Origin of the sequence: Achromobacter sp. MFA1 R4, assembly GCF_900156745.1 — a bacterium.
Lineage (GTDB): Bacteria > Pseudomonadota > Gammaproteobacteria > Burkholderiales > Burkholderiaceae_B > Achromobacter.
Genome location: NZ_LT707065.1, coordinates 4,973,257 through 4,992,446, shown reverse-complemented (window position 1 = coordinate 4,992,446; position 19,190 = coordinate 4,973,257). Strand labels below are relative to the sequence as shown.

General features: G+C 68.4%; 18 protein-coding genes. 9 read left to right on the top strand and 9 right to left on the bottom strand.

Annotated features, from left to right (window positions below; translation table 11 throughout):
* Positions 1-67: 67 nt before the first annotated feature.
* Positions 68-970, bottom strand: a complete 903-nt coding sequence (locus BXA00_RS22825; protein ID WP_076520670.1) for a LysR family transcriptional regulator — start codon at positions 968-970, stop codon at positions 68-70.
* Positions 971-1,036: 66 nt separating this feature from the next.
* Complete coding sequence (locus tag BXA00_RS22820) at positions 1,037-1,939, bottom strand: LysR family transcriptional regulator (RefSeq protein WP_076520669.1); 903 nt, start codon at positions 1,937-1,939, stop codon at positions 1,037-1,039.
* A gap of 156 nt (positions 1,940-2,095) precedes the next feature.
* Between BXA00_RS22820 and BXA00_RS22815 the strand changes: the two genes are divergently transcribed.
* Together BXA00_RS22815 and BXA00_RS22810 are read left to right on the top strand one after the other, a co-directional pair.
* The gene (locus BXA00_RS22815; RefSeq protein ID WP_076520668.1) at positions 2,096-3,082 is read left to right on the top strand and encodes a tripartite tricarboxylate transporter substrate binding protein; all 987 of its coding nucleotides are present in this window, start codon (positions 2,096-2,098) and stop codon (positions 3,080-3,082) included.
* An 80-nt stretch (positions 3,083-3,162) separates the two neighbouring features.
* Complete coding sequence (locus BXA00_RS22810) at positions 3,163-3,495, top strand: cupin domain-containing protein (protein WP_076520667.1); 333 nt, start codon at positions 3,163-3,165, stop codon at positions 3,493-3,495.
* A gap of 49 nt (positions 3,496-3,544) precedes the next feature.
* On the opposite strand, the gene BXA00_RS22805 is transcribed toward BXA00_RS22810, so the two are convergent.
* From BXA00_RS22805 to BXA00_RS22790, 4 genes are all read right to left on the bottom strand, one after another.
* The gene (locus tag BXA00_RS22805; protein WP_076520666.1) at positions 3,545-4,111 is read right to left on the bottom strand and encodes a type 1 glutamine amidotransferase domain-containing protein; all 567 of its coding nucleotides are present in this window, start codon (positions 4,109-4,111) and stop codon (positions 3,545-3,547) included.
* A 145-nt stretch (positions 4,112-4,256) separates the two neighbouring features.
* The gene (locus BXA00_RS22800; RefSeq protein ID WP_083714318.1) at positions 4,257-5,582 is read right to left on the bottom strand and encodes a sorbosone dehydrogenase family protein; all 1,326 of its coding nucleotides are present in this window, start codon (positions 5,580-5,582) and stop codon (positions 4,257-4,259) included.
* Positions 5,579-6,007, bottom strand: coding sequence for a DUF2231 domain-containing protein (locus tag BXA00_RS22795; protein ID WP_083714317.1), 429 nt, complete (start codon positions 6,005-6,007; stop codon positions 5,579-5,581). Before BXA00_RS22795 ends, BXA00_RS22800 begins: the two co-directional genes overlap by 4 nt.
* A 99-nt stretch (positions 6,008-6,106) precedes the next feature.
* The gene (locus BXA00_RS22790; RefSeq protein ID WP_076520665.1) at positions 6,107-7,597 is read right to left on the bottom strand and encodes an efflux transporter outer membrane subunit; all 1,491 of its coding nucleotides are present in this window, start codon (positions 7,595-7,597) and stop codon (positions 6,107-6,109) included.
* Between the two features lie 112 nt (positions 7,598-7,709).
* On the opposite strand from BXA00_RS22790, the gene BXA00_RS22785 reads away from it, so the two are divergent.
* The 7 genes from BXA00_RS22785 to BXA00_RS22755 all read left to right on the top strand — a co-directional run bounded on the left by BXA00_RS22785 (position 7,710) and on the right by BXA00_RS22755 (position 17,568).
* Complete coding sequence (locus BXA00_RS22785) at positions 7,710-8,327, top strand: TetR/AcrR family transcriptional regulator (protein ID WP_076520664.1); 618 nt, start codon at positions 7,710-7,712, stop codon at positions 8,325-8,327.
* 127 nt (positions 8,328-8,454) lie between these two features.
* Entirely contained in the window at positions 8,455-9,561 is a 1,107-nt protein-coding gene (locus tag BXA00_RS22780) for an efflux RND transporter periplasmic adaptor subunit (RefSeq protein ID WP_076520663.1), read from the top strand.
* On the top strand, positions 9,558-12,653 hold the full coding sequence (locus tag BXA00_RS22775) for an efflux RND transporter permease subunit (RefSeq protein ID WP_076520662.1): 3,096 nt from the start codon (positions 9,558-9,560) through the stop codon (positions 12,651-12,653). The genes BXA00_RS22780 and BXA00_RS22775 overlap by 4 nt, the downstream gene beginning before the upstream one ends.
* Positions 12,654-12,728: 75 nt before the next feature.
* Entirely contained in the window at positions 12,729-13,268 is a 540-nt protein-coding gene (locus BXA00_RS22770) for a PaaI family thioesterase (protein WP_076520661.1), read from the top strand.
* A gap of 114 nt (positions 13,269-13,382) precedes the next feature.
* Positions 13,383-13,787, top strand: coding sequence for a DUF2946 family protein (locus BXA00_RS22765; RefSeq protein ID WP_156902851.1), 405 nt, complete (start codon positions 13,383-13,385; stop codon positions 13,785-13,787).
* A gap of 188 nt (positions 13,788-13,975) precedes the next feature.
* Positions 13,976-16,087, top strand: a complete 2,112-nt coding sequence (locus BXA00_RS22760; RefSeq protein WP_076520659.1) for a TonB-dependent siderophore receptor — start codon at positions 13,976-13,978, stop codon at positions 16,085-16,087.
* A gap of 14 nt (positions 16,088-16,101) precedes the next feature.
* Positions 16,102-17,568 (top strand): PepSY domain-containing protein, encoded by a 1,467-nt coding sequence (locus BXA00_RS22755; RefSeq protein ID WP_076520658.1) that lies wholly within the window; start codon positions 16,102-16,104, stop codon positions 17,566-17,568.
* A 55-nt stretch (positions 17,569-17,623) separates the two neighbouring features.
* Here the strand turns inward: BXA00_RS22755 and BXA00_RS22750 are convergent, their stop codons facing one another.
* Genes BXA00_RS22750 through BXA00_RS22740 form a run of 3 tightly spaced genes read right to left on the bottom strand, consistent with a single transcriptional unit; the run spans position 17,624 to position 19,143 of the window.
* Complete coding sequence (locus tag BXA00_RS22750; RefSeq protein ID WP_076520657.1) at positions 17,624-17,821, bottom strand: hypothetical protein; 198 nt, start codon at positions 17,819-17,821, stop codon at positions 17,624-17,626.
* Positions 17,822-17,872: 51 nt separating this feature from the next.
* Positions 17,873-18,721, bottom strand: a complete 849-nt coding sequence (locus BXA00_RS22745; RefSeq protein WP_076520656.1) for a c-type cytochrome — start codon at positions 18,719-18,721, stop codon at positions 17,873-17,875.
* Positions 18,718-19,143, bottom strand: a complete 426-nt coding sequence (locus BXA00_RS22740) for a cytochrome c family protein (RefSeq protein WP_083714315.1) — start codon at positions 19,141-19,143, stop codon at positions 18,718-18,720. The genes BXA00_RS22745 and BXA00_RS22740 overlap by 4 nt, the downstream gene beginning before the upstream one ends.
* Between the last annotated feature and the right edge of the window lie 47 nt (positions 19,144-19,190).

Here is a 19,190-nt window from a genome sequence, read left to right as displayed (position 1 = left end):
GACGCGGGTACGTCCGGTCTCCCGGGGCCGTGGCGCGGGCTGACTGCTGCGCCACCACCGCGCCGGGTCACTCCCCTTGCAACTGCGGCGCCGTCAGCGCCTTGAGCAGGTCGTCCACCGGCCGCGCAAGCTGGCTCGTATCGCGCACGCACACATAGAACTGGCGCTCGGCCCAGTCATCGCGCAGCCGCAGCAGCGCCAGCCCCATCGAAGACAGGTAGTGCCGCGCGATGCCTTCGGGCACCACGCCGATGCCCAGGCCCTCGCGGATCATGCGGCAGCGCGTCTCGAAATTGGACACCTGCAGCTTCACGTTCGGCGGCCGCGACAGCGACTGCCCCGCGTAGGCCAGGAACTGGTCGAGCGAATGGCGCGGAAAATAGCCGAGCAGGTCGTAGTCCAGCGCCTCTTCCAGGTACAACTCGGAACGGCCCGCCAGCGCATGGCCCACCGGCACCACCAGTCCCACGCGATCGCGCCGGAAGGGAAACGAGGCGACGCCAGGCACCGGGTGATCCGCGTGATAGATGCCGATGTCCACCGAGGCCTCGGCGACCATGCGCGGAATGTCGTAGCTGTGGCCTTCGAGCAGATCCACGCTGACGTCGCTGCGGCCGGCCAGAAAGCGCCCCATCACGCCGGGCAGGAATTGCAGGATGGTGGACGGGTTAGAAGCCAGGCGGATCTTCGCCTGGCCGTCCAGGGTATAGCCGTTGATGGCCTGCTCGGTGAGCTGCACGCTGCGCAGGATGGCCTTGGCCCGCTGGTACAGCAAAGCGCCCGCCGGCGTGGGCTCGACGCCGCGCCCGTGGCGGTGCAGCAGCGTGCGGCCCAGATGCCGCTCCAGTTCGGCCACGCGCTTGCTGGCCGCGGACGTCACCAGGTTTTCCCGCTCGGCCGCTTTGGACAGGCTCTTTTCCTCGACGGCCGCGACGAAGATTTCCAGCGCTGGGATGTCTAGCTTTTTCATGGAGGCAATATACCGTGGCGGACCGGCGCCTGGCCGCGCTGGCGCAGCATGGCCGCTGCGCTGGCGTCAGCGCGATCCGGATCCCTGCCTTGTCGCAAGGTCGCCCGCCAGTTCCAGCGCCTGCGCCAGAAACGCGGAGGCGTCGTCCTTGCGGTAGCTGACGATCACCGGCGACACGAAGGCGTCGGCGTCGATGCGCACGTGGGCGACGTCCTGGCGCTGCAGGCGCTGCACGGAGGCCGGCACCACGGTGACGCCCAGCCCCGCCGCGACCAGTCCGATGGCGGTCTGCAATTCGTTGGCTTCCTGCACCACCTGCACGGCGTGCCCGGCGGCGCGGAACAGGCCCAGCACGTGGTCCGCGTAGTTCGGGCGCGGCCGGGCCGGATAGAGCACGAAGGGTTCGCGCGCCAGCCGGTCCACCGAGACGCTGGCCTGTCCCGCAAGCGGGTGATGCAGCGGCACCGCGGCCATCAGCGGTTCGGTCATGAGCACGCGGCGTTCGATGGCCGGGTCGTCCAGCAGGATGCGGCCGATGCCCAGGTCGATGCGGCCGGCCTTCAGGGCTTCAAGCTGCGGCAAAGTGTTCATTTCCATCAGGCCGACCTCGACCCGTTCATCGGCGCTGCGCAGCAGCCGGATCAGCTCGGGCACGAACCCATAGAGCGTGGACGGCACGAAGCCGATGCCGAACCAGCGGCGCTCGGTCTGGCCCAGGCGGCGCGTGCCTTCCAGCACTTCTTCCAGGCGGGCGGTCAGCAGCCGCGATTGTTCGAGCAGGAAGCGGCCCGCCTCGGTCAGCCGCAGCGCGCGGGTCGTGCGCTCGAAGAGCTGCACGCCCAGCTCCTCTTCAAGCTGGCGGATCTGGCGGCTGAGAGGCGGCTGGGCGATGTGCAGGCGCGAGGCCGCCAGCGTGAAGCTGCCCGCCTCGGCCACCGCCTGGAAGTAACGCAGATGCCGGAGTTCCATCTTGATTCAGACCCTGAAGGTATCAATCGAAACCCATATAGTCTTGGACACCCTGGAAAAAGGCAAGCGATACTGCCGCTAAGCGTTCAGGCCCTGACATTCAAAGTATGAATGGAACAGGCGCCGCAGATAATTCGAGAAACACGGAGACAAACCATGCGCATGCGCCATGTATTCAAACCCTTTGCCCGCGCGTTGCTGGCCGCCACGCTGCTGGCCGGCGCCACCGCCGCGCACGCCGACGCGTATCCTGACCGGCCGGTGAAGTGGATCGTGCCCTTTCCGCCCGGCGGCGCCATGGACAGCATCGCACGCACCCTGAGCGAGTCCATGGGCAAGCAGCTCAACACGTCCTTCATCGTCGAAAACCGCGCCGGCGCGGGCGGCAATATCGGCGCGGCGGCCGTGGCGCGCGCCAAGCCCGACGGCTACACGATCCTGATCGTCGCCAACGGCATGGCGGTCAATCCCGCGCTTTACCAGAGCCTGAACTACGACCCCATCAAGGATTTCGCGCCGATCTCGCTGCTGGCCGTCGTGCCCAACGTGCTCGTGACCAATCCGGAGCGCACCGGCGCGACCAGCGTGCAGGACGTGATCGCCAAGGCCAAGGCCCAGCCCAAGCACTACACGTACGCGTCAGCCGGCGTGGGCACCTCGATCCACCTGGCCGGCGAGATGTTCGTGTCGATGACCGGCGTGGACATGCTGCACGTGCCCTACAAGGGCAGCGGCCCCGCCGTGGCCGACCTGCTGGGCGGTCAGGTCGACTACATGTTCGACAGCATCACGTCCGCCAAGCCGCACATCGACAGCGGAAAGCTGCGCGCGCTGGGCATCACCACCGCCAAGCGCTCGCCCGCGCTGCCCAACGTGCCGACGCTGCAGGAGGCCGGCGTGCCGGGCTACGAACTGATGCCCTGGTTCGCGGCCTTCGCCCCGGCCGGCACGCCGCCGGACGTGGTGGCCAAGCTGAACGACGCCATGCGCACCGCGCTGGCCGAGCCCAAGGTGAAAGCGACGCTGGATTCGATCGGCGCCGAGTCCATCGGCGGCACGCCCGAGGCACTGCGCGACCACCTGGCCAAGGAAACCGCGCAATGGAAGGATCTGGTCAAGGAACGCGGTATCAAGATCAACTGATCCGGCCGCCAACCGGGCGCGAGCCCGGCGCGCGGATGGGGTATCGTTGGTTCATCCCATCCCAGCGAAGGACAGCCATCATGGCCTTGAAACACGCGGATCCCGGGCAGGTCATCGATCTCTCTCCCTACGGCGCGGCGCTTGCGCAGAAGCAGTCGATCGCGCTCTTCAAATCCGACGACCTGGAAGTCATGCGGCTGGTGCTGCTGGCCGGCAAGAGCATGCCCTCGCACGACGTGGCGGGGGAAATCACCCTCCAGTGCCTGGAAGGCAGCGTGGAAGTGGCCGCCGGCGGCGCCACGCACGTCCTGGATGCGGGCTGTCTGATGTATCTGCCCGGCCGGGCGCCGCATTCGCTCTTCGCGCTGGAAGACGCGTCGGTGCTGGTGACCGTCGCGCTCAAGCGGAATTAGTCAGGGAGTTAGGGCGGAGCGCCGCCCTGCCCTGGCGCCGCCAACCGGCCTATTGCCGCGCCGGCTTGCCAGCGGTGTTGCGCAGCACCTGGACGAAGGCGTCGTTGAACGCCGGAATATCGTCGGGCTTGCGGCTGGACACCAGCGTTCCATCGACCACCGCTTCTTCATCGACCCACTGCGCGCCCGCGTTGCGCAGGTCATCCTGCAGCGACGGCCAGCTGGTCATCTTGCGCCCCTTCACCACGCCCGACGAAATCAGCAGCCACGCGCCGTGGCAGATCACCGCCACGGGCTTGCCGGCGTCGACACATGCGCGCACCAGTTCCTGGGCCTTGGGCTGCATCCGGATTTCGTCGGCATTGATCACCCCGCCCGGCAGCAATAGCGCATCGAAGACTTCCGGCTCCGACGCGGCCTGCAGGAACGTCAAATCCACGGGAAAGCGGTCGCCCGGCTTGTCATGATGCATGCCCAGGATCGGGTCCGTGCGGGCGGACACCAGCACGGTGCGCGCCCCTTCCTCGTGCAGCCGGTCGCGCGGGCCGGTCAGTTCGACCTGCTCGAAGCCGTCGACGGCCAGAATTGCGATGTTCATGTCTTGCAGTGTTGCCATGTTTACTCCTGTTGTGCGGCCCTGACGTGTGCCGCCCTAATGTGTGCGGCCCTGACGTGTGCGGCCCTCGCATTTGCGCCGCGCCGACCATCCCGGCCACGGGGCGCGCAGCGCCAAGGCAGCAAGCGCCATGCCGGGGCGCGATTCAGGGTCGCGCCGCGGCGACGGGCTTGGGCGGCGGCGCGGACTGCGCCGGCGTGACGCGCCAGATCGTGTTGGACAGATCGTCGGCCACGATGAGCGCGCCTTTCGGATCGACCGTCACGCCCACCGGGCGGCCGCGCGTGGTGCCGTCGCTGTCGCGAAAGCCCGCCACGAAGTCCACGGGCGGTCCGGACGGTCGGCCGTCGGTGAAGGGCACGAACACCACCTTGTAGCCGACCGGATCGCTGCGATTCCAGCTGCCGTGCTCGCCGACGAAGACGCCGTTGGCGTACCGGTCCCCCATCGCGGCGTTCGAAAAATCCACGCCCAGCGCCGCGACGTGCGAGCCCAGGCTGTAGTCGGGCGCGATGGCCGAGGCGACCTTCTCGGGGTCTTGCGGCCGGACGCGATCGTCCACGTTCTTGCCCCAGTAGCTGTAAGGCCAGCCGTAGAACGCGCCTTCCTTGACCGACGTGAGGTAGTCGGGCACGAGGTCCGGACCGAGCTCGTCGCGCTCGTTGACTACCGCCCACAATTGGCCGGTGTCGGGCTGGATGGTGAGCGCGGTGGGATTGCGCAGGCCCGTGGCGTACGCCTTGTATTCGCCCGTGGCGGCGTTGACGCGCCAGATGCGGGCGCGATCGACTTCCGCCGTCATGCCGCGTTCGGTGATGTTGCTGTTGGATCCGATGCCGACGTACAGATACTGCCCGTCGGCGCTGGCAGTCAGGGCCTTGGTCCAGTGGTGGTTGATCTGCGCGGGCAACGGGGTAACCGTTACCGGCGGGCCGCTGGCCTTGGTCTGTCCGGGCTGGTAGTCGAACCGCACCAGCGCGTCCTGGTTGGCGACGTAGAGATGGGTCCCGACCAGCGCCAGCCCGTACGGCGCATTGAGATTCTCGGCGAACGTGGAGGCCTCGTAGGTGCCGTCGCCTTCGGCATCGCGCAGCAGCGTCAGGCGGTTGCCGCCCCTGACCGGGCTGGTGCCGCGGGCCTTGATGATGCCCGCGATCACATCCTTGGGCTTGAGGTCCGGAGCGCTGCCGCCTCGGCCTTCGGCAACCAGGATGTCGCCGTTGGGCAGCACCAGCGTCTGGCGCGGGATTTTCAGATCGGTGGCGATGGCCGAAATCCTGTACCCCTCGGGCACGGTCGGCACCTTGTCGCCCCACTGGGCGGGCTTGGCGATCACCATGTCGGGCAGCAGGCCCCGTTCGGGCGGGGGCAATTCGGGCGTCGGGCCGACCTGCGCGGTCCCGGACTGGCCGCTGCATACCCCGGCCGCCGCCAGCAGCGGGATCCCGGCAAGCAAGCGAAGCTTCTTCATAGCGGTCCCCTGATGTGCGGCGTGCGAAATCCCAGGCAGACGGCCACGAACGCCAGCAATGTCGCCGCCACGGACAGGATCAGGCCGGCGGGCATGCTTGCCCAGGCGTCGCGGGCGTGCATGAGCGCGTTGAGGACGCCAACCAGCCATGCGGCCAGCAGCACCAGCGCATACGGCACGATGCCCCGCGCGCGCTGCGTCGGCCTGAAGACATCGATCAGGGCGAACAACAGGGCGACGGCGCCGAACACCAGGCCGCCGACCAGCAGCCAGGACGCGAAATTATTCCACTGGATGTGAAAAGTCTGCGCATACGCCGCATCCGCCAGCGCGGCGCCGAGATACAGGGGAAACATCCCCGCCAGGAAGACCGCGGGCATGGGCCGCACGGTCAGGGCATATCGGTTTTCGATGAGTTGAGTCACTGGGATCGCCTCGTGGAATGCGGGCCCAAGCACGCGCCCGTGACGGGCCGCGCAGCAAGCCGCATTCCTGTCGCGCCAGGGCGACCGGCATCGCAGGCCTCAGCGCCGCGCGACCTGCGCAGGCGCGGCGGGCTGGGCCGACTGGGCCGCCTGGGCGGGCACAGCGGGCTGCCACCCGCCGCCCAGCGCCTTGTACGCCGCCACGGCCGCGCGCGCCGACTCGCCCTGGGCCAGGGCGCGGTCGTCCGACGCCTGCAGCAGGGACGCATCCGCATACAGCACGTCGATCAGGCTGGCGGCGCCGCGCTCATAGGCGGCAAACGACGATGCGCGGGCGCGCGTCAGGGAATCTTCGCCCCGCGTCAGCGCCGCTGTCTGTTCCGCGCGCCGGAGCAGCGCGGAGAACGCGTTTTCGACGTCCTCCGTCGCATGCAGCACCGCCAGCCGGTACGCGGCCAGGGCCTGCGCCTCTTGCCCCTTGGCCAGGTCGATCTGCGCGTTGATGCGGCCGAAGTCAAAGAGACGCCAGCGCAGCCCGAGCACGCCCGCCGACTGGCTGGCGCCGCTGGAAAACAGATTGCCGCTGGATATGGTGGTCGCGCTGCCCAGCAGGCCGCTCAACGAGAACTTGGGGTAGTACTCGGCGATGGCGACGCCGATTCTTGCGTTGGCCGCGGCCAGCCGGCGTTCGGCCGCGATCAGGTCCGGGCGGCGCTGCAGCAGATCGGCGGGCGATCCCATGTCCGCAATGCGCGGCGTCGCGGGGATGGGCGCGGAAACTTCCAGCTCCGAACGATGGGTGCCGGGGGGCTCGCCGAGCATCACGTCCAGGGCGTTCATGGCCGCATCCAGGCCCGCCTGCAAGACCGGGACCGTGGCCTGGACCTGCGCCAGCGCGCCGTCGGCCTGCTGCACCTGGTATCTGGCCGCCAGCCCTCTTTCGTGGAGCAGCCCCACCTTTGCGACGAGATCCTGCTGCGTCCTGACCTGCCGCCGGGCGATCTCCAGACGCGCCTGCAGGCTGCGGATGACGATGTAGGTATCCGCGGTTTGCGCGGCGACGGCAAGCTGCGTCGCCATCGCCGCCGCGTCCGCGGCCTGGAGGTCCGCAATGGCAGCCTCGCGGCCGCGCCGCAGGCCGCCGAAGAGGTCCACTTCCCAGCTCGCCTCCAGGTTCGCCTCGTAGTCGTTCCCCCACCGGTCATATCCCGGCGTGGCGTTGAGCACTTGTCCCAACGGCGTCTCGACCGACTGATACGCACGCGCGGCCTGCCCGCGGACCTGGGCTGACGGCAGCAAGGCCGCGTTGGCCGCGCCCAGCCCGGCCCGGGCCTGCGCGACGCGCGCCGTGGCCTGCGCCAGATCCAGGTTCTGCGCGATCGCCTTCGACACGAAACGCGCCAGCATCGGATCGTCGAACTGGCGCCACCAGGCCGTCAGGTCCTGGCTGGCCGCCGCCCCGGCCTGCGCGGCCGGGGTCTGCGTGTAATGGCTGGGCAGCGGGGCTTCCGGCTTGCGGTAGTCAGGCCCTACCGCGCACCCGGTCGTCACACTGGCGCATAGCAAAACAAGAAAACGACGGGCGAACATGGGAATCCTTCAAGAGGGGCTGAAATGGAGTGGCAGCAATGGATTGATGGGTGACTATAATACCGTTTGGTCACTTGTTGTCAACACAATGTCTGCGGGTTAAGCTGCCGGGATGAGCAAAGCCACATCCCCCGACCCCCATGCGCGCGGCCCGTCCGATCACGAGGTCCGAGACCAGATCGTCGACGCCGCGACCGAATACTTTGGCCTTTACGGCTACGACAAGACCACCGTGTCCGATCTGGCCAAGGCGATCGGCTTTTCCAAGGCCTATATCTACAAGTTCTTCGATTCCAAGCAGGCCATCGGCGAGGTGATCTGCGCGAACCGGCTGAACACGATCATGGTGGCCCTGGACGCCGCCGTGGCGGACGCGCACTCGGCCCCGGAAAGGCTGCGCCGCATCTTCAAGGCCCTTGTGGAGGCCGGCAGCCAGCTCTTCTTCCAGGACAGCAAGCTGTACGACATCGCGCGGACCTCGGCCAGCGAGTCGTGGCCGTCCGCGCGGGCCTATGAGGCGCACGTCAAGGACCTCATCCTCAAGATCGTGCGCGAAGGCCGCGAGGCCGGCGACTTCGAGCGCAAGACGCCGCTCGACGAAACCGTGGACGCCATCTACCTGGTCTTGCGGCCCTACCTGAATCCCCTGCTCCTGCAACACAACCTGGAAAACGCCGAGCAGGCGACGATCCAGTTGTCGGGCCTGATTCTGCGCAGCCTGGCGCCATGAGCGAATGTGGCAATCCGGTGCGCGCATCGGGTTTGCCACAAAAATTTGACGCAAAATATCATTGTGACCATTGACTGTTTTAGTCACACGCTTAGAATGGGAGCCTTCTTTGTGAGGATGGTTTCCCATGCTTCGGCGTCAGCTTGCTCCGTTTGCCCTCTGCCTGTTGCCTTTCGCCCTCGCGGCATGCGGCGATAGCCCCCCTCGGGATCCCCGAGTCGATCCCCCGCTCGTGCGCGTCGGCGTGGCGCAAGACGCCTCCGCCTCGGCGCGGTCCTTCTCCGGCGTGGTGGCGGCACGCGTCCAGAGCGATCTGGGATTCCGCGTGTCGGGCAAGGTGTTGGAACGGTTGGTCGACACCGGGCAGACCGTGACGCGAGGCCAGCCGCTCATGCGGCTGGACCCGGAAGACCTGGGGCTGCAGGCCCGGGCGCAGCGCGAGGCCGTCGCGGCGGCTCGCGCGCGAGCCAAGCAGACCGCCGATGACGAAGCGCGCTATCGCGGCCTGGTGGCGGAAGGCGCGGTGTCGGCTTCAGCCTATGCGCAGATCAAGGCGGCCGCCGATACCGCGCGCGCCGACCTGCAGGCCGCCGAAGCCCAGGCCAACGTCGCGAAGAATGCATCGAGCTATGCCGTGCTGTTGGCCGACGCCGATGGCGTGGTCGTGGAGACGCTGGCCGAACCGGGACAGGTGGTCAGCGCCGGGCAAACCGTGGCGCGGCTGGCGCGGGCGGGCCAGCGCGAAGCCATCGTGCACTTGCCCGAAACGCTGCGGCCCGCTGTGGGGTCGTCGGCCCGCGCGCGGTTGTACGGCGATCATCAGACGCCCGCGCCCGCCACGCTGCGGCAGCTTTCCGATGCCGCCGACCGCGTCACGCGCACGTTCGAGGCCAGGTATGTGCTGTCGGGCGAGTTGGCGCGCGCGCCACTGGGCGCCACCATCACGATCGACATTCCCGAATCGTCCGATGGCGGCCCGTCGGTACAGGTGCCGATCGGCGCCTTGTTCGATGCCGGCGCCGGCCCCGGCGTCTGGGTCGTCGATGGCAGCCCGGCCCACGTGGCGCGGCGGTCCGTGCAGGTGATCAGTCTGAGCGACGACGCGGCGCGCGTCGGCGGCGACCTCAAGCCGGGCGAGCGCATCGTGTCCCTGGGCGCGCATCTGCTGCATGAAGGCCAGCCCGTGCGCGTCGGCGACCAGAATGCGGTCGCCGCGGCGGGAGCGCAGCAATGAGCGAAGGCCGCTTCAACCTGTCCGCGCTCGCCGTGCGCGAGCGTTCGATCACGCTGTTCCTGATCTTCCTCATCTCTGTCGCCGGCATACTCGCGTTCTTCCAGCTGGGCCGGGCCGAAGACCCGCCCTTCACCATCAAGCAGATGACCGTCGTCACGGCTTGGCCCGGCGCGACGGCGCAGGAAATGCAGGATCAGGTGGCCGATCCGCTGGAAAAGCGGCTGCAGGAACTGCGGTGGTACGACCGGACCGAAACCTATACGCGGCCGGGCCTGGCGTTCACCATGGTCACCCTGCAAGACAGCGCGCCGCCAGGGCAAGTGCAGGAAGAGTTCTACCAGGCGCGCAAGAAGCTCTCGGACGAAGCCAAGCAGTTGCCTCCTGGCGTCATCGGGCCGCTGGTCAATGACGAATACGCGGACGTGACATTCGCCCTGTATGCGCTCAAGGCCAAGGGCGAGCCCCAGCGCCTGCTGGTGCGCGACGCGGAGGCGCTGCGCCAGCAACTGCTGCACGTGCCGGGCGTCAAGAAGGTCAACATCATCGGCGAGCAGCCCGAGCGCATCTTCGTGTCCTTCTCGCATGACCGCCTGGCCACGCTCGGCGTCGATCCGCAGGACATCTTTGCCGCGCTCAATGGCCAGAACCTGCTCACGCCCGCCGGGTCCATCGACACCGACGGGCCGCGGGTGTTTCTGCGGGTTGACGGCGCGTTCGACAACCTCGACAAGATCCGCCAGACGCCCATCGTGGCGCGGGGCCGCACGCTGAAACTGTCGGACGTGGCCACCGTGGAACGGGGTTATGAAGATCCGGCGACCTTTATGGTGCGCAACAACGGCGAGCCGGCGTTGCTGCTGGGCGTCGTCATGCGCGATGAATGGAACGGGCTGGATCTGGGCCGCGCGCTCGAAAAGGAAGTCGCCAGCATCAACCAGGCGCTGCCCCTGGGCATGAGCCTGACCAAGGTCACCGACCAGGCCGTCAACATCAGCGCCGCCGTCGACGAGTTCATGGTCAAGTTCTTCGTCGCATTGCTGGTCGTGATGCTGGTGTGCTTTATCAGCATGGGGTGGCGCGTGGGCGTGGTGGTCGCGGCCGCGGTGCCGCTGACCCTGGCGGCGGTCTTCGTGGTCATGGCGGCCTCCGGCAAGAACTTCGACCGCATCACCCTGGGCTCGCTGATCCTGGCGCTGGGCCTGCTGGTGGACGACGCCATCATTGCCATTGAAATGATGGTGGTCAAGATGGAGGAAGGCTACAGCCGCGTCGCCGCGTCAGCGTATGCATGGAGCCACACGGCGGCGCCCATGCTGTCGGGCACGCTGGTCACGGCGGTGGGATTCATGCCGAACGGCTTCGCGCGCTCCACGGCGGGCGAATACACCAGCAATATGTTCTGGATCGTGGGCATCGCCCTGATCGCATCCTGGGTGGTGGCGGTGGTGTTCACCCCCTACCTGGGCGTGAAGATGCTGCCGGACATCAAGAAGATCGAAGGCGGACACCACGCCATCTACAACACGCGCCACTACAACCGCTTCCGGCGCCTGCTGCGTCATGTCATCGGCCGAAAGTGGCTGGTGGCGGGCACCGTCATCGGCGCGTTCGCGCTTGCGGTCGTCGGCATGGGCGTGGTCAACAAGCAGTTCTTTCCCACGTCGGACCGGCCCGAAGTGCTGGTTGAAGTCCAGATGCCGTATGGCACGTCGATCGAACAGACCAGCCAGGCCGCCGCCCAGGTCGAAACCTGGCTTGCCGGCCAGCCGGAGGCCCGGATCGTCACGGCCTACGTCGGCCAGGGCGCGCCGCGCTTCTTCCTGGCCATGTCGCCGGAACTGCCCGACCCCTCGTTCGCCAAGATCGTGGTCCTGACGGGCAATGACAAGGAGCGCGAAGCCCTCAAGTTCCGGCTGCGCCAGGCCATCGCCGACGGCCTGGCGCCGCAGGCGCAGGTCCGCGTCACCCAGATCGTGTTCGGACCGCCTTCGCCGTTTCCCGTGGCCTACCGCGTGATGGGACCCGATCCCGACACGCTGCGCACGATCGCCGCGCGCGTGCAGTCCATCATGCAGGCCGACCCGATGATGCGTACCGTCAACACGGATTGGGGTCCGCGCGTCCCGGCCCTGCATTTCACGCTGGACCAGGACCGGCTCCAGGCAGTGGGCCTGACGTCCAGTTCGGTGGCGCAGCAATTGCAGTTCCTGCTCAGCGGCGCGCCCCTCACCAACGTGCGGGAGGACATCCGCTCGGTGGAAGTGGTGGGCCGGGCCGCCGGCGACGTGCGCCTGGATCCGGCCAGGATCGCCGGATTGACGCTGGCGGGCGCGGGCGGCCAGCGCGTGCCGCTGTCGCAGGTCGGCACGGTCGAGGTGCGCATGGAAGACCCGATCCTGCGGCGCCGGGACCGTACGCCGACGATCACGGTGCGCGGCGACATCGCCGAAGGGCTGCAGCCGCCGGATGTATCCACGGCCGTCCTGAAGCAGTTGCAGCCGGTCATCGATGCCCTGCCCGCGGGCTATCGCATCGAACAGGCCGGCTCCATCGAGGAGGCCGGCAAGGCAAGCACCGCCATGTTGCCGCTCTTTCCCATCATGATCGCCGCCACCCTGCTCATCATCATCCTGCAGGTGCGCTCGATTGCGGCCATGGTGATGGTGTTCGCCACCAGTCCCCTTGGCCTGATCGGCGTCGTGCCGACATTGCTGCTCTTTCAGCAACCGTTCGGCATCAATGCGCTGGTCGGCCTGATCGCGCTGTCCGGCATCCTGATGCGCAACACGCTGATACTGATCGGCCAGATCCACCAGAACGAGCACGACGGCCTGGCTCCGTTCGACGCGGTCGTGGAGGCGACGGTCCAGCGGGCGCGGCCGGTCATCCTGACGGCGATGGCCGCGATTCTGGCTTTCATCCCATTGACGCATTCCGTGTTTTGGGGAACGCTGGCCTACACGCTGATCGGCGGCACGTTCGCCGGCACGATCCTGACGCTGGTCTTCCTGCCGGCGATGTACGCCATCTGGTTCAAGATCCGCCCGGCCTCCGAGCAGGGCGCCGCCAGACCCGAGGCCGTTCCCGGCTGATCCAGGGTCTATCCATCAAGCCCGCAGCGCGGCGGTCCGTCGCCGCGCCGCGGGCTTCACGTTCAAGGGGTTCGCATGTACAGCAATCGACAGGCCTGCTGGTTGACGCAATACGAGGCAGCGCGCGAGCGGCTCCTTGCCGGCGGGGGCAAGCCCGCCATCGCCAGCGCGGAACAGATCGGCGGCATGACGGGGCTGCAGATCCTGCACGCCATGATGGCGGGCGAGCTGCCCTACCCGCCGATGAACGACACCATGAACATGACGCTGGTGGAGGCGGATTCGGGCTGGGTCGTGTTCATGGGGATCCCCGAGCCGCGCCACTGCAACCCGTTCGGCACGGTCCATGGCGGCTGGTTCTCCACGCTGCTCGATTCGGCGCTGGGGTGTTCGATCCAGAGCGCGCTGCCGGAAGGCCGCACTTACACGACCGTCGAACTGAGCGTCAACATCGTGCGGCCGGCAACGCCGTCCAGCGGCCCGCTGCGCGCCGCGGCCACGCTGATACACAGCGGCAGGCAGATCGCCACGGCGCAGGCACGGGTGGAGGACGAAAACGGCAAGCTGTACGCCCACGCCACCACGACGTGCATGGTGTTCGACCGGCGCGCGTAGCAAGACGGCATCGATGGCGGCCCCTGCAGGCCGCCGCCGGCGCCCCTGCGACAGATCGCCGCACGTGTTGCGATTCGTAGAGAATGCGTCAGATTCTGTAATAGAATCCGGCCCATGCGTACCGACCGGGACTCTGCGATCAAGCCCCGCGGCCTGCCCTGGCGTTTGCTCGTCTGTCTGGCAATGGCCGCGTTCGTGCTGCGCGCTGTCATCCCGGACGGCTTCATGGCGGGGCGCTCGACGACCTCGCTGATGCTGACGCTGTGCGACGCGGGCGGCGCGCTCAATGTGACGTTCGATCTGCCTGCGCAGCCCGATTCCAAGCATGCCGCAAGCGATGCCTGCGTGTTCGGCGCCCTCGCCGCGCATGCGATATTGCCCGAGACCGGTCTGGCGCCCGTGCTGTCGGCCCAGGCCGCCTACGCAGCGCCTGCATCCGCCGTCCATCGCGCCGCGCCGCCGCTTCCCGCGCTGGGCCCGCCCCTCGGGCCACGCGCCCCGCCTTCCCTGTCTTCCTGATTTGCCGCGCCTGCGCGCTTTGCGCCGCGCACGGCAGCGAAGGGAGGGATACGTCCGGATCATTCATCGATACGGCGCCAGCACATCGGCGCCGCCCGCGTGATGTCCCCCTCTTCGCGTCCGCATTGCCCGCCGGCATTCACGCCGGCGGCAGATCCAGTCAAAGACACTGAAGAAGAGGGGTCATTTTGGCCATCGTTCGTACGCACGCGTGCCTGGGCACGTCCCTAGTCCTGGCCGCATTCAATGCCGCCGCGCAAACCGCTCCCGCAACACTCGCCCCCATCACCGTGATGGGCGGCGCCGAAACGGCGCTGACCACCGAAGCATCCACCGGCTCCGACCTGGGGCTCACGCCCATGCAGACGCCCGCCAGCGTCGACATCATTTCGCGGGACCAGATCACGGCGCGCGGCGACGCCAGCGTGATCGAAGCCATCACCCGCGCCCCCGGCTTCTCGGCCATGCCCCATCCGGGCAACGGCAACAGCGCCCTGTCGGTGCGCGGCTTCACGGACAGCACCTCGGTCATGCGGCTGTACGACGGGCTGCGCCAATATGGCGGCGTCGGCCTGACGTTTCCGTTCGACACGTGGTCGGTGGAGCGCATCGAGGTCCTGCGCGGACCGGCGTCGGTAATCTATGGCGACGGCGCCATCGGCGGCGTCGTCAACGTGATCCCCAAGCGGCCGACGCGCGGCCCCATCCAGAACGAAATCCAGGCCACGATAGGCACGCAGGACACGGCCCGGCTCGGACTGGGCAGCGGCGGCGCGCTCAGCGATACGCTGTCGTACCGCCTGGACGTGAGCGGCAATTACACGGACGGCTGGGTGGACAACGGTCAATCGGGCGACGCCACGTTCTCGGGCGCGCTGCGCTGGGACGCGACGCCGGATCTGAACATGACGCTGAGCTACGCGTATGGCTATCAGCGCCCGATGCGGTATTTCGGCACGCCGATGATCAACGGCGAGCAGGACGAGGCGCTGCGCAAGCAGAACTACAACGTCGACGATAGCTTCATGCGGTTCCGGGATCAGTGGACGCAACTGGACACGGTCTGGACGCCGAACGACGCCACCACGGTGCGCACCCGCCTCTACCACGTGCAGAGCGACCGCGACTGGCGCAATGCCGAGCGCTACGTCTACAACCCCGCAACCCGCCTGATCGACCGGTCCGACAACACCCAGATCACGCATGACCAGACGCAGACCGGCCTGACCACCAGCGCCGTGTTCAAGGGCAGGCTGGCCGGCCTGGACAACACGGTGTCGGTGGGCTTTGACGTGAACCACGCCACCTTCAAGCACACCAACAACACCTACACCGGCAGCTCCGGCCCCGTGGACCCCTATGACCCGGATCACGGCAAATACCAGAGCGACGTCCCGTTCATCCCGCGCTACCAGAACAAGGCGGACCAGTTCGCCCTCTTTATGGAGGATCGCCTGGCGTTGACCAGCAAGTGGTCCATCATCGGCGGCTTGCGGTACGACCATGCGAAGGTCACGCGCGATGACCTGATCACCGATCAACGCGCGCTGTCCCAGACCTATTCGGACGTCGGCTGGCGCATCGGCACGGTGTACGACATTACGCCGGATCTTGCCGTGTACGCGCAATACGCCGAGGCCGCCGATCCGGTCAGCGGCCTGCTGATGATCAGCCCGGCCAATGCCGAGTTCGACATGTCGCGGGGCAAGCAGATCGAGGTCGGCCTCAAGCAGAATTTCCTGGACAACCGGGGCGAATGGACGCTCGCGGCCTATCAGATCCGCAAGACCAATCTGCTGTCGCGCGACGCTGACGACCCCAGCCTGCGCGTGCAGGTGGGCGAGCAATCGTCGCGGGGCCTGGAAGCGTCGCTGTCGCTGGCGTTCGCGCCCGGCTGGACGATCGAGGCCAATGCCACCATGCTGCGGGCCAAGTACGACGACTTCTCCGAATCGGTCGGCGGCGCCGCCGTGTCGCGCGCGGGCAATGTCCCGCCCAATGTCCCGCAGCGCCTGGCCAACCTGTGGCTGACCTGGAATTTCCAGCCGGGCTGGACCGCCATGGGCGGCCTGCGCTACGTGGGCAAGCGGTACGCCGACAGCGCCAATACGCTGGAACTGCCGTCCTACACGACGACCGATCTGGCGCTGCGCTGGGACGTGAACAAGGACACCGCCATCACGGCCCGGGGCTTTAACGTCTTCGACCGCGCCTACTACACGACCGCCTACTACACCAACACGCAGTGGCTGTACGGGCCCAGCCGCCGCTTCGAGCTGACCCTGAACCATCGCTTCTGAAGGCGGGCCGGACCATGGACCTCAAGGCACGGGCCCGCAGGCTGACCTACCTGGTCCATCGCTGGCTGGGCGTGGCTGGCTGCGTGTTGATGCTTGCGTGGTTTCTGAGCGGCATCGTCATGCTGTACGTCGGCTACCCGAAGCTGACGCCTGCCGAACGCTACGCCCGCCTTCCCGTCCTGGCCGCGGACGCCTACCCGGCGCCGGACGCAGCGGGCCCCCGCGTCCTGACGTCGGTGCGCGGCGAGCCCACCCATGTGGTGTCGACGCCGGACGGGCCGCGCGCCTGGTCCGCGCGCACGGGCCAGCCCCACGGCGCGGTGACGGCGCAGATGGCCGTCGCCGAGGCCGGGCGCTTCTGGCCTGGCGGCGAACCGCGCTATGAGGGCCTGGTCGAGGAAGACCGCTGGACCCATTCGCGCGGGCTGGACCGCCATCGCCCGCTGCACAAGGTCCGCATGGACGGGGAGCCGGCCGGCGTCCTGTACGTGTCCTCGGCCACCGGCCAGGTCGTGCTGGACGCGCCGCTGGCGCAGCAGCGCTGGAACTACGCCGGCGCATGGCTGCACTGGCTGTACATGGCGCGGGACCGCTCCGTCGATCCGGTCTGGAGCTGGATGGTGATCGTCCTGTCCGGCCTCTGCACGGTGCTGGCGGCCAGCGGCGCGGTCGTCGGGGTGTGGCGCTGGCGCTTTCGCGGGCGCTACAAATCGGGCGCGCGCACGCCCTACCGCGAGGCCTGGATGCGCTGGCACCATATCGCCGGCCTGCTCTTCAGCGCCTTCGTGTGCACGTGGATCTTCAGCGGGCTGATGTCGATGAATCCCGGCGGAATTTTCTCCGGGTCCGGTCCCGGCCCCGATCGCACCGCCATGGCGGGCCCGGAACACGACGCCTCCCTCGCCGACCCGCAGCCAGTGCTGCAGGCACTGCGCCGCGCGGGCTTTCTGGCCGTTGAGCTGGAATGGCGCTGGCTGGCGGGTGAACCGTACGTGGTGGCGCGCGACGCCAGCGCCGACAGCCGCATCGTCAGGCAAGGCGCGGCCGGGCTTGCGGTGCAATCGTCCTGGCAACCGGAGCCCGTGCGCAACGCGGCCCGCGCGCTGTTTCCGGACGCGCCGGTCCACGCGCAAGTGCTGGACCGCTACGACGCCTATTACTACGCCCGCCACGCCGAAGCGATGAATGGCGGCGCGCCGCGCGGACTGCCCGCGCTACGGCTGGACTTCGATACGGCGGCGGGGGATCGCGTCTATGTGGATCTGCGCACCGGCGAACCGGTCCTCAGCCTGTCGCGCGCGCAGCGGGTCGGGCGCTGGCTCTTTTACTTCCTGCACAGCTGGGACCTCCCCGCCCTGCTGGACGCTGGCATGGGCCGGGACCTGGCGATCATCCTCCTGAGCCTGGGCGGCCTGGCCATTTCCGCTACCGGGATCGTGCTGGGCGCGCGCCGGCTGGGCTGGGCGCGCGACCGCCGGTAGCCTCCGGCGGCCCGGCGGCCCGCCGGCCCGCCGGCCGACACCCATCGCGCCCGGCTCAATCAGAATGCGGCTGCGGCGGCGTGTCGATGGACGCATCGACCTCCGAGATCGACTCGCCCGGATAGGCGACGCGCGCCGCAGCAGCCGCGTCCTCGCGGGTGGGATAGGCGCCCGGGTCCTCCTGGACGCCCAGCAGCGCAATGCCCCGAAAGCCCCACTTGCCATCGGCGCGCTGGAAGACTTCGACGATCATGTCATCTCCTCATTTCATAAGGGCCAGGCGGTCGCGGCATCGCCGCCTGCGTCATGGCCCATCGGGTAAGGTCCGCAGGAACGCCGCGATGTCTCTCGCATCCTGCTCGTTGATGCCCAGGTCCGGCATGGCCGTGCCGGGCTTGACCGTCCCTGGACTGCGCAGCCAGCGCTCCATGTTGCCGGGCGTGTTGGGCAGCACGCCCGCGATGTAGGACTGGTCGCCCATCCGGTCCAGCGCCGGGCCGACGTGGTTCCACGCGCCGGGGACGCCCGGGATGGCGTGACACGTGACACACAGGTATTGCTGCAGCGCCTGCCGCCCCGCCATGGCGTCGCCGGCGCCCACGGCCGGCGCCGTCTTTTCGAGCGGCGTCGCGGGCCGCTGGCCATCGTCACCGCGCCGGTAGTCCTCGGCGGACAATGCCGGCAGCACGCGCAGGAATGCCACCACGTCCCAGATTTCATCGTCGGTCAGACGATACTGCCAAGCCGGCATGCCGGTCATCTTGATGCCTTGCCGCGTGATCCAGAAGATCTCGCCCGCCGTACGCAGGCGGGCGGTGGCCACGAGCGCGGCAGGCGCGGGATTCAGGCCCAGCGCGTAGGGTTGCGGCGCCACGCCGGGGCCGCCGTGGCATTGCACGCAATGGGCGCGATAAAGACGCGATCCATTCTGGATGCGTGCCTCCTGATCCAGGTCAGGCGCCTGGATGCCGGCCGCGCGCGTCTTCACGGCCCTGGCGAGCGCGATGTCGAGCAGGTGATGGACGGGCGCGGTGTGCGGCGACGTGGCGGTGACGTCGTACCAGCCGAAATACACGACCGCGCCGCCCAGCAGGCCGGCGCTGGCGGCGCCCGCGGCCAGCGTCAGCGCGGCGGTCCGGATCCAGCGGGTCATGGCGTCCTCGCGTGGCGGTCGGCCCGCTGCATCAGGTAGGCCGCGATGTCCTCGGCCTCGGCCCGTTGCAAGCCCATGTCGGGCATGGCGGTGCGCGGATTGACGGCGGGCGGGTCCATCAGCCAGCGCACCAGGTTGTCGGGCGTGTTGGGCAACAACCCCGCCACATACGCCTGGCGCGCCAGGTTGCCCAGCGGCGGCCCGACGCGCGACGCCGGGCCGCGCACGCCGGGAACCGTGTGGCACGCAGTGCAGCCGCGTTCGGCGATGAGGCGCGCGCCCCGCTCGGGACTGGCTTGCTCGCCCAGTCCTTGCGCCGCGTCCACGGGAAAGAGCGGCGGCTCGCCGTCCCGGCACGCGCCCAGGACGGACAAGGCAGCCAGGACCAGCAGCAGGCGATTGGGTCGGGCAATCCGGCGCAAGACGGTCTCCTGAAGCGTGACATCGCAGCAACTCCCGTTCCCGCCCC

Coding starts and splice junctions, on each gene's coding strand:
- BXA00_RS22825 (WP_076520670.1), bottom strand. CDS start 970: ATGAAAAAGCTAGACATCCCAGCGCTGGAAATCTTCGTCGCGGCCGTC.
- BXA00_RS22820 (WP_076520669.1), bottom strand. CDS start 1,939: ATGGAACTCCGGCATCTGCGTTACTTCCAGGCGGTGGCCGAGGCGGGC.
- BXA00_RS22815 (WP_076520668.1), top strand. CDS start 2,096: ATGCGCATGCGCCATGTATTCAAACCCTTTGCCCGCGCGTTGCTGGCC.
- BXA00_RS22810 (WP_076520667.1), top strand. CDS start 3,163: ATGGCCTTGAAACACGCGGATCCCGGGCAGGTCATCGATCTCTCTCCC.
- BXA00_RS22805 (WP_076520666.1), bottom strand. CDS start 4,111: ATGGCAACACTGCAAGACATGAACATCGCAATTCTGGCCGTCGACGGC.
- BXA00_RS22800 (WP_083714318.1), bottom strand. CDS start 5,582: ATGAAGAAGCTTCGCTTGCTTGCCGGGATCCCGCTGCTGGCGGCGGCC.
- BXA00_RS22790 (WP_076520665.1), bottom strand. CDS start 7,597: ATGTTCGCCCGTCGTTTTCTTGTTTTGCTATGCGCCAGTGTGACGACC.
- BXA00_RS22785 (WP_076520664.1), top strand. CDS start 7,710: ATGAGCAAAGCCACATCCCCCGACCCCCATGCGCGCGGCCCGTCCGAT.
- BXA00_RS22780 (WP_076520663.1), top strand. CDS start 8,455: ATGCTTCGGCGTCAGCTTGCTCCGTTTGCCCTCTGCCTGTTGCCTTTC.
- BXA00_RS22775 (WP_076520662.1), top strand. CDS start 9,558: ATGAGCGAAGGCCGCTTCAACCTGTCCGCGCTCGCCGTGCGCGAGCGT.
- BXA00_RS22770 (WP_076520661.1), top strand. CDS start 12,729: ATGTACAGCAATCGACAGGCCTGCTGGTTGACGCAATACGAGGCAGCG.
- BXA00_RS22765 (WP_156902851.1), top strand. CDS start 13,383: ATGCGTACCGACCGGGACTCTGCGATCAAGCCCCGCGGCCTGCCCTGG.
- BXA00_RS22755 (WP_076520658.1), top strand. CDS start 16,102: ATGGACCTCAAGGCACGGGCCCGCAGGCTGACCTACCTGGTCCATCGC.
- BXA00_RS22750 (WP_076520657.1), bottom strand. CDS start 17,821: ATGATCGTCGAAGTCTTCCAGCGCGCCGATGGCAAGTGGGGCTTTCGG.
- BXA00_RS22745 (WP_076520656.1), bottom strand. CDS start 18,721: ATGACCCGCTGGATCCGGACCGCCGCGCTGACGCTGGCCGCGGGCGCC.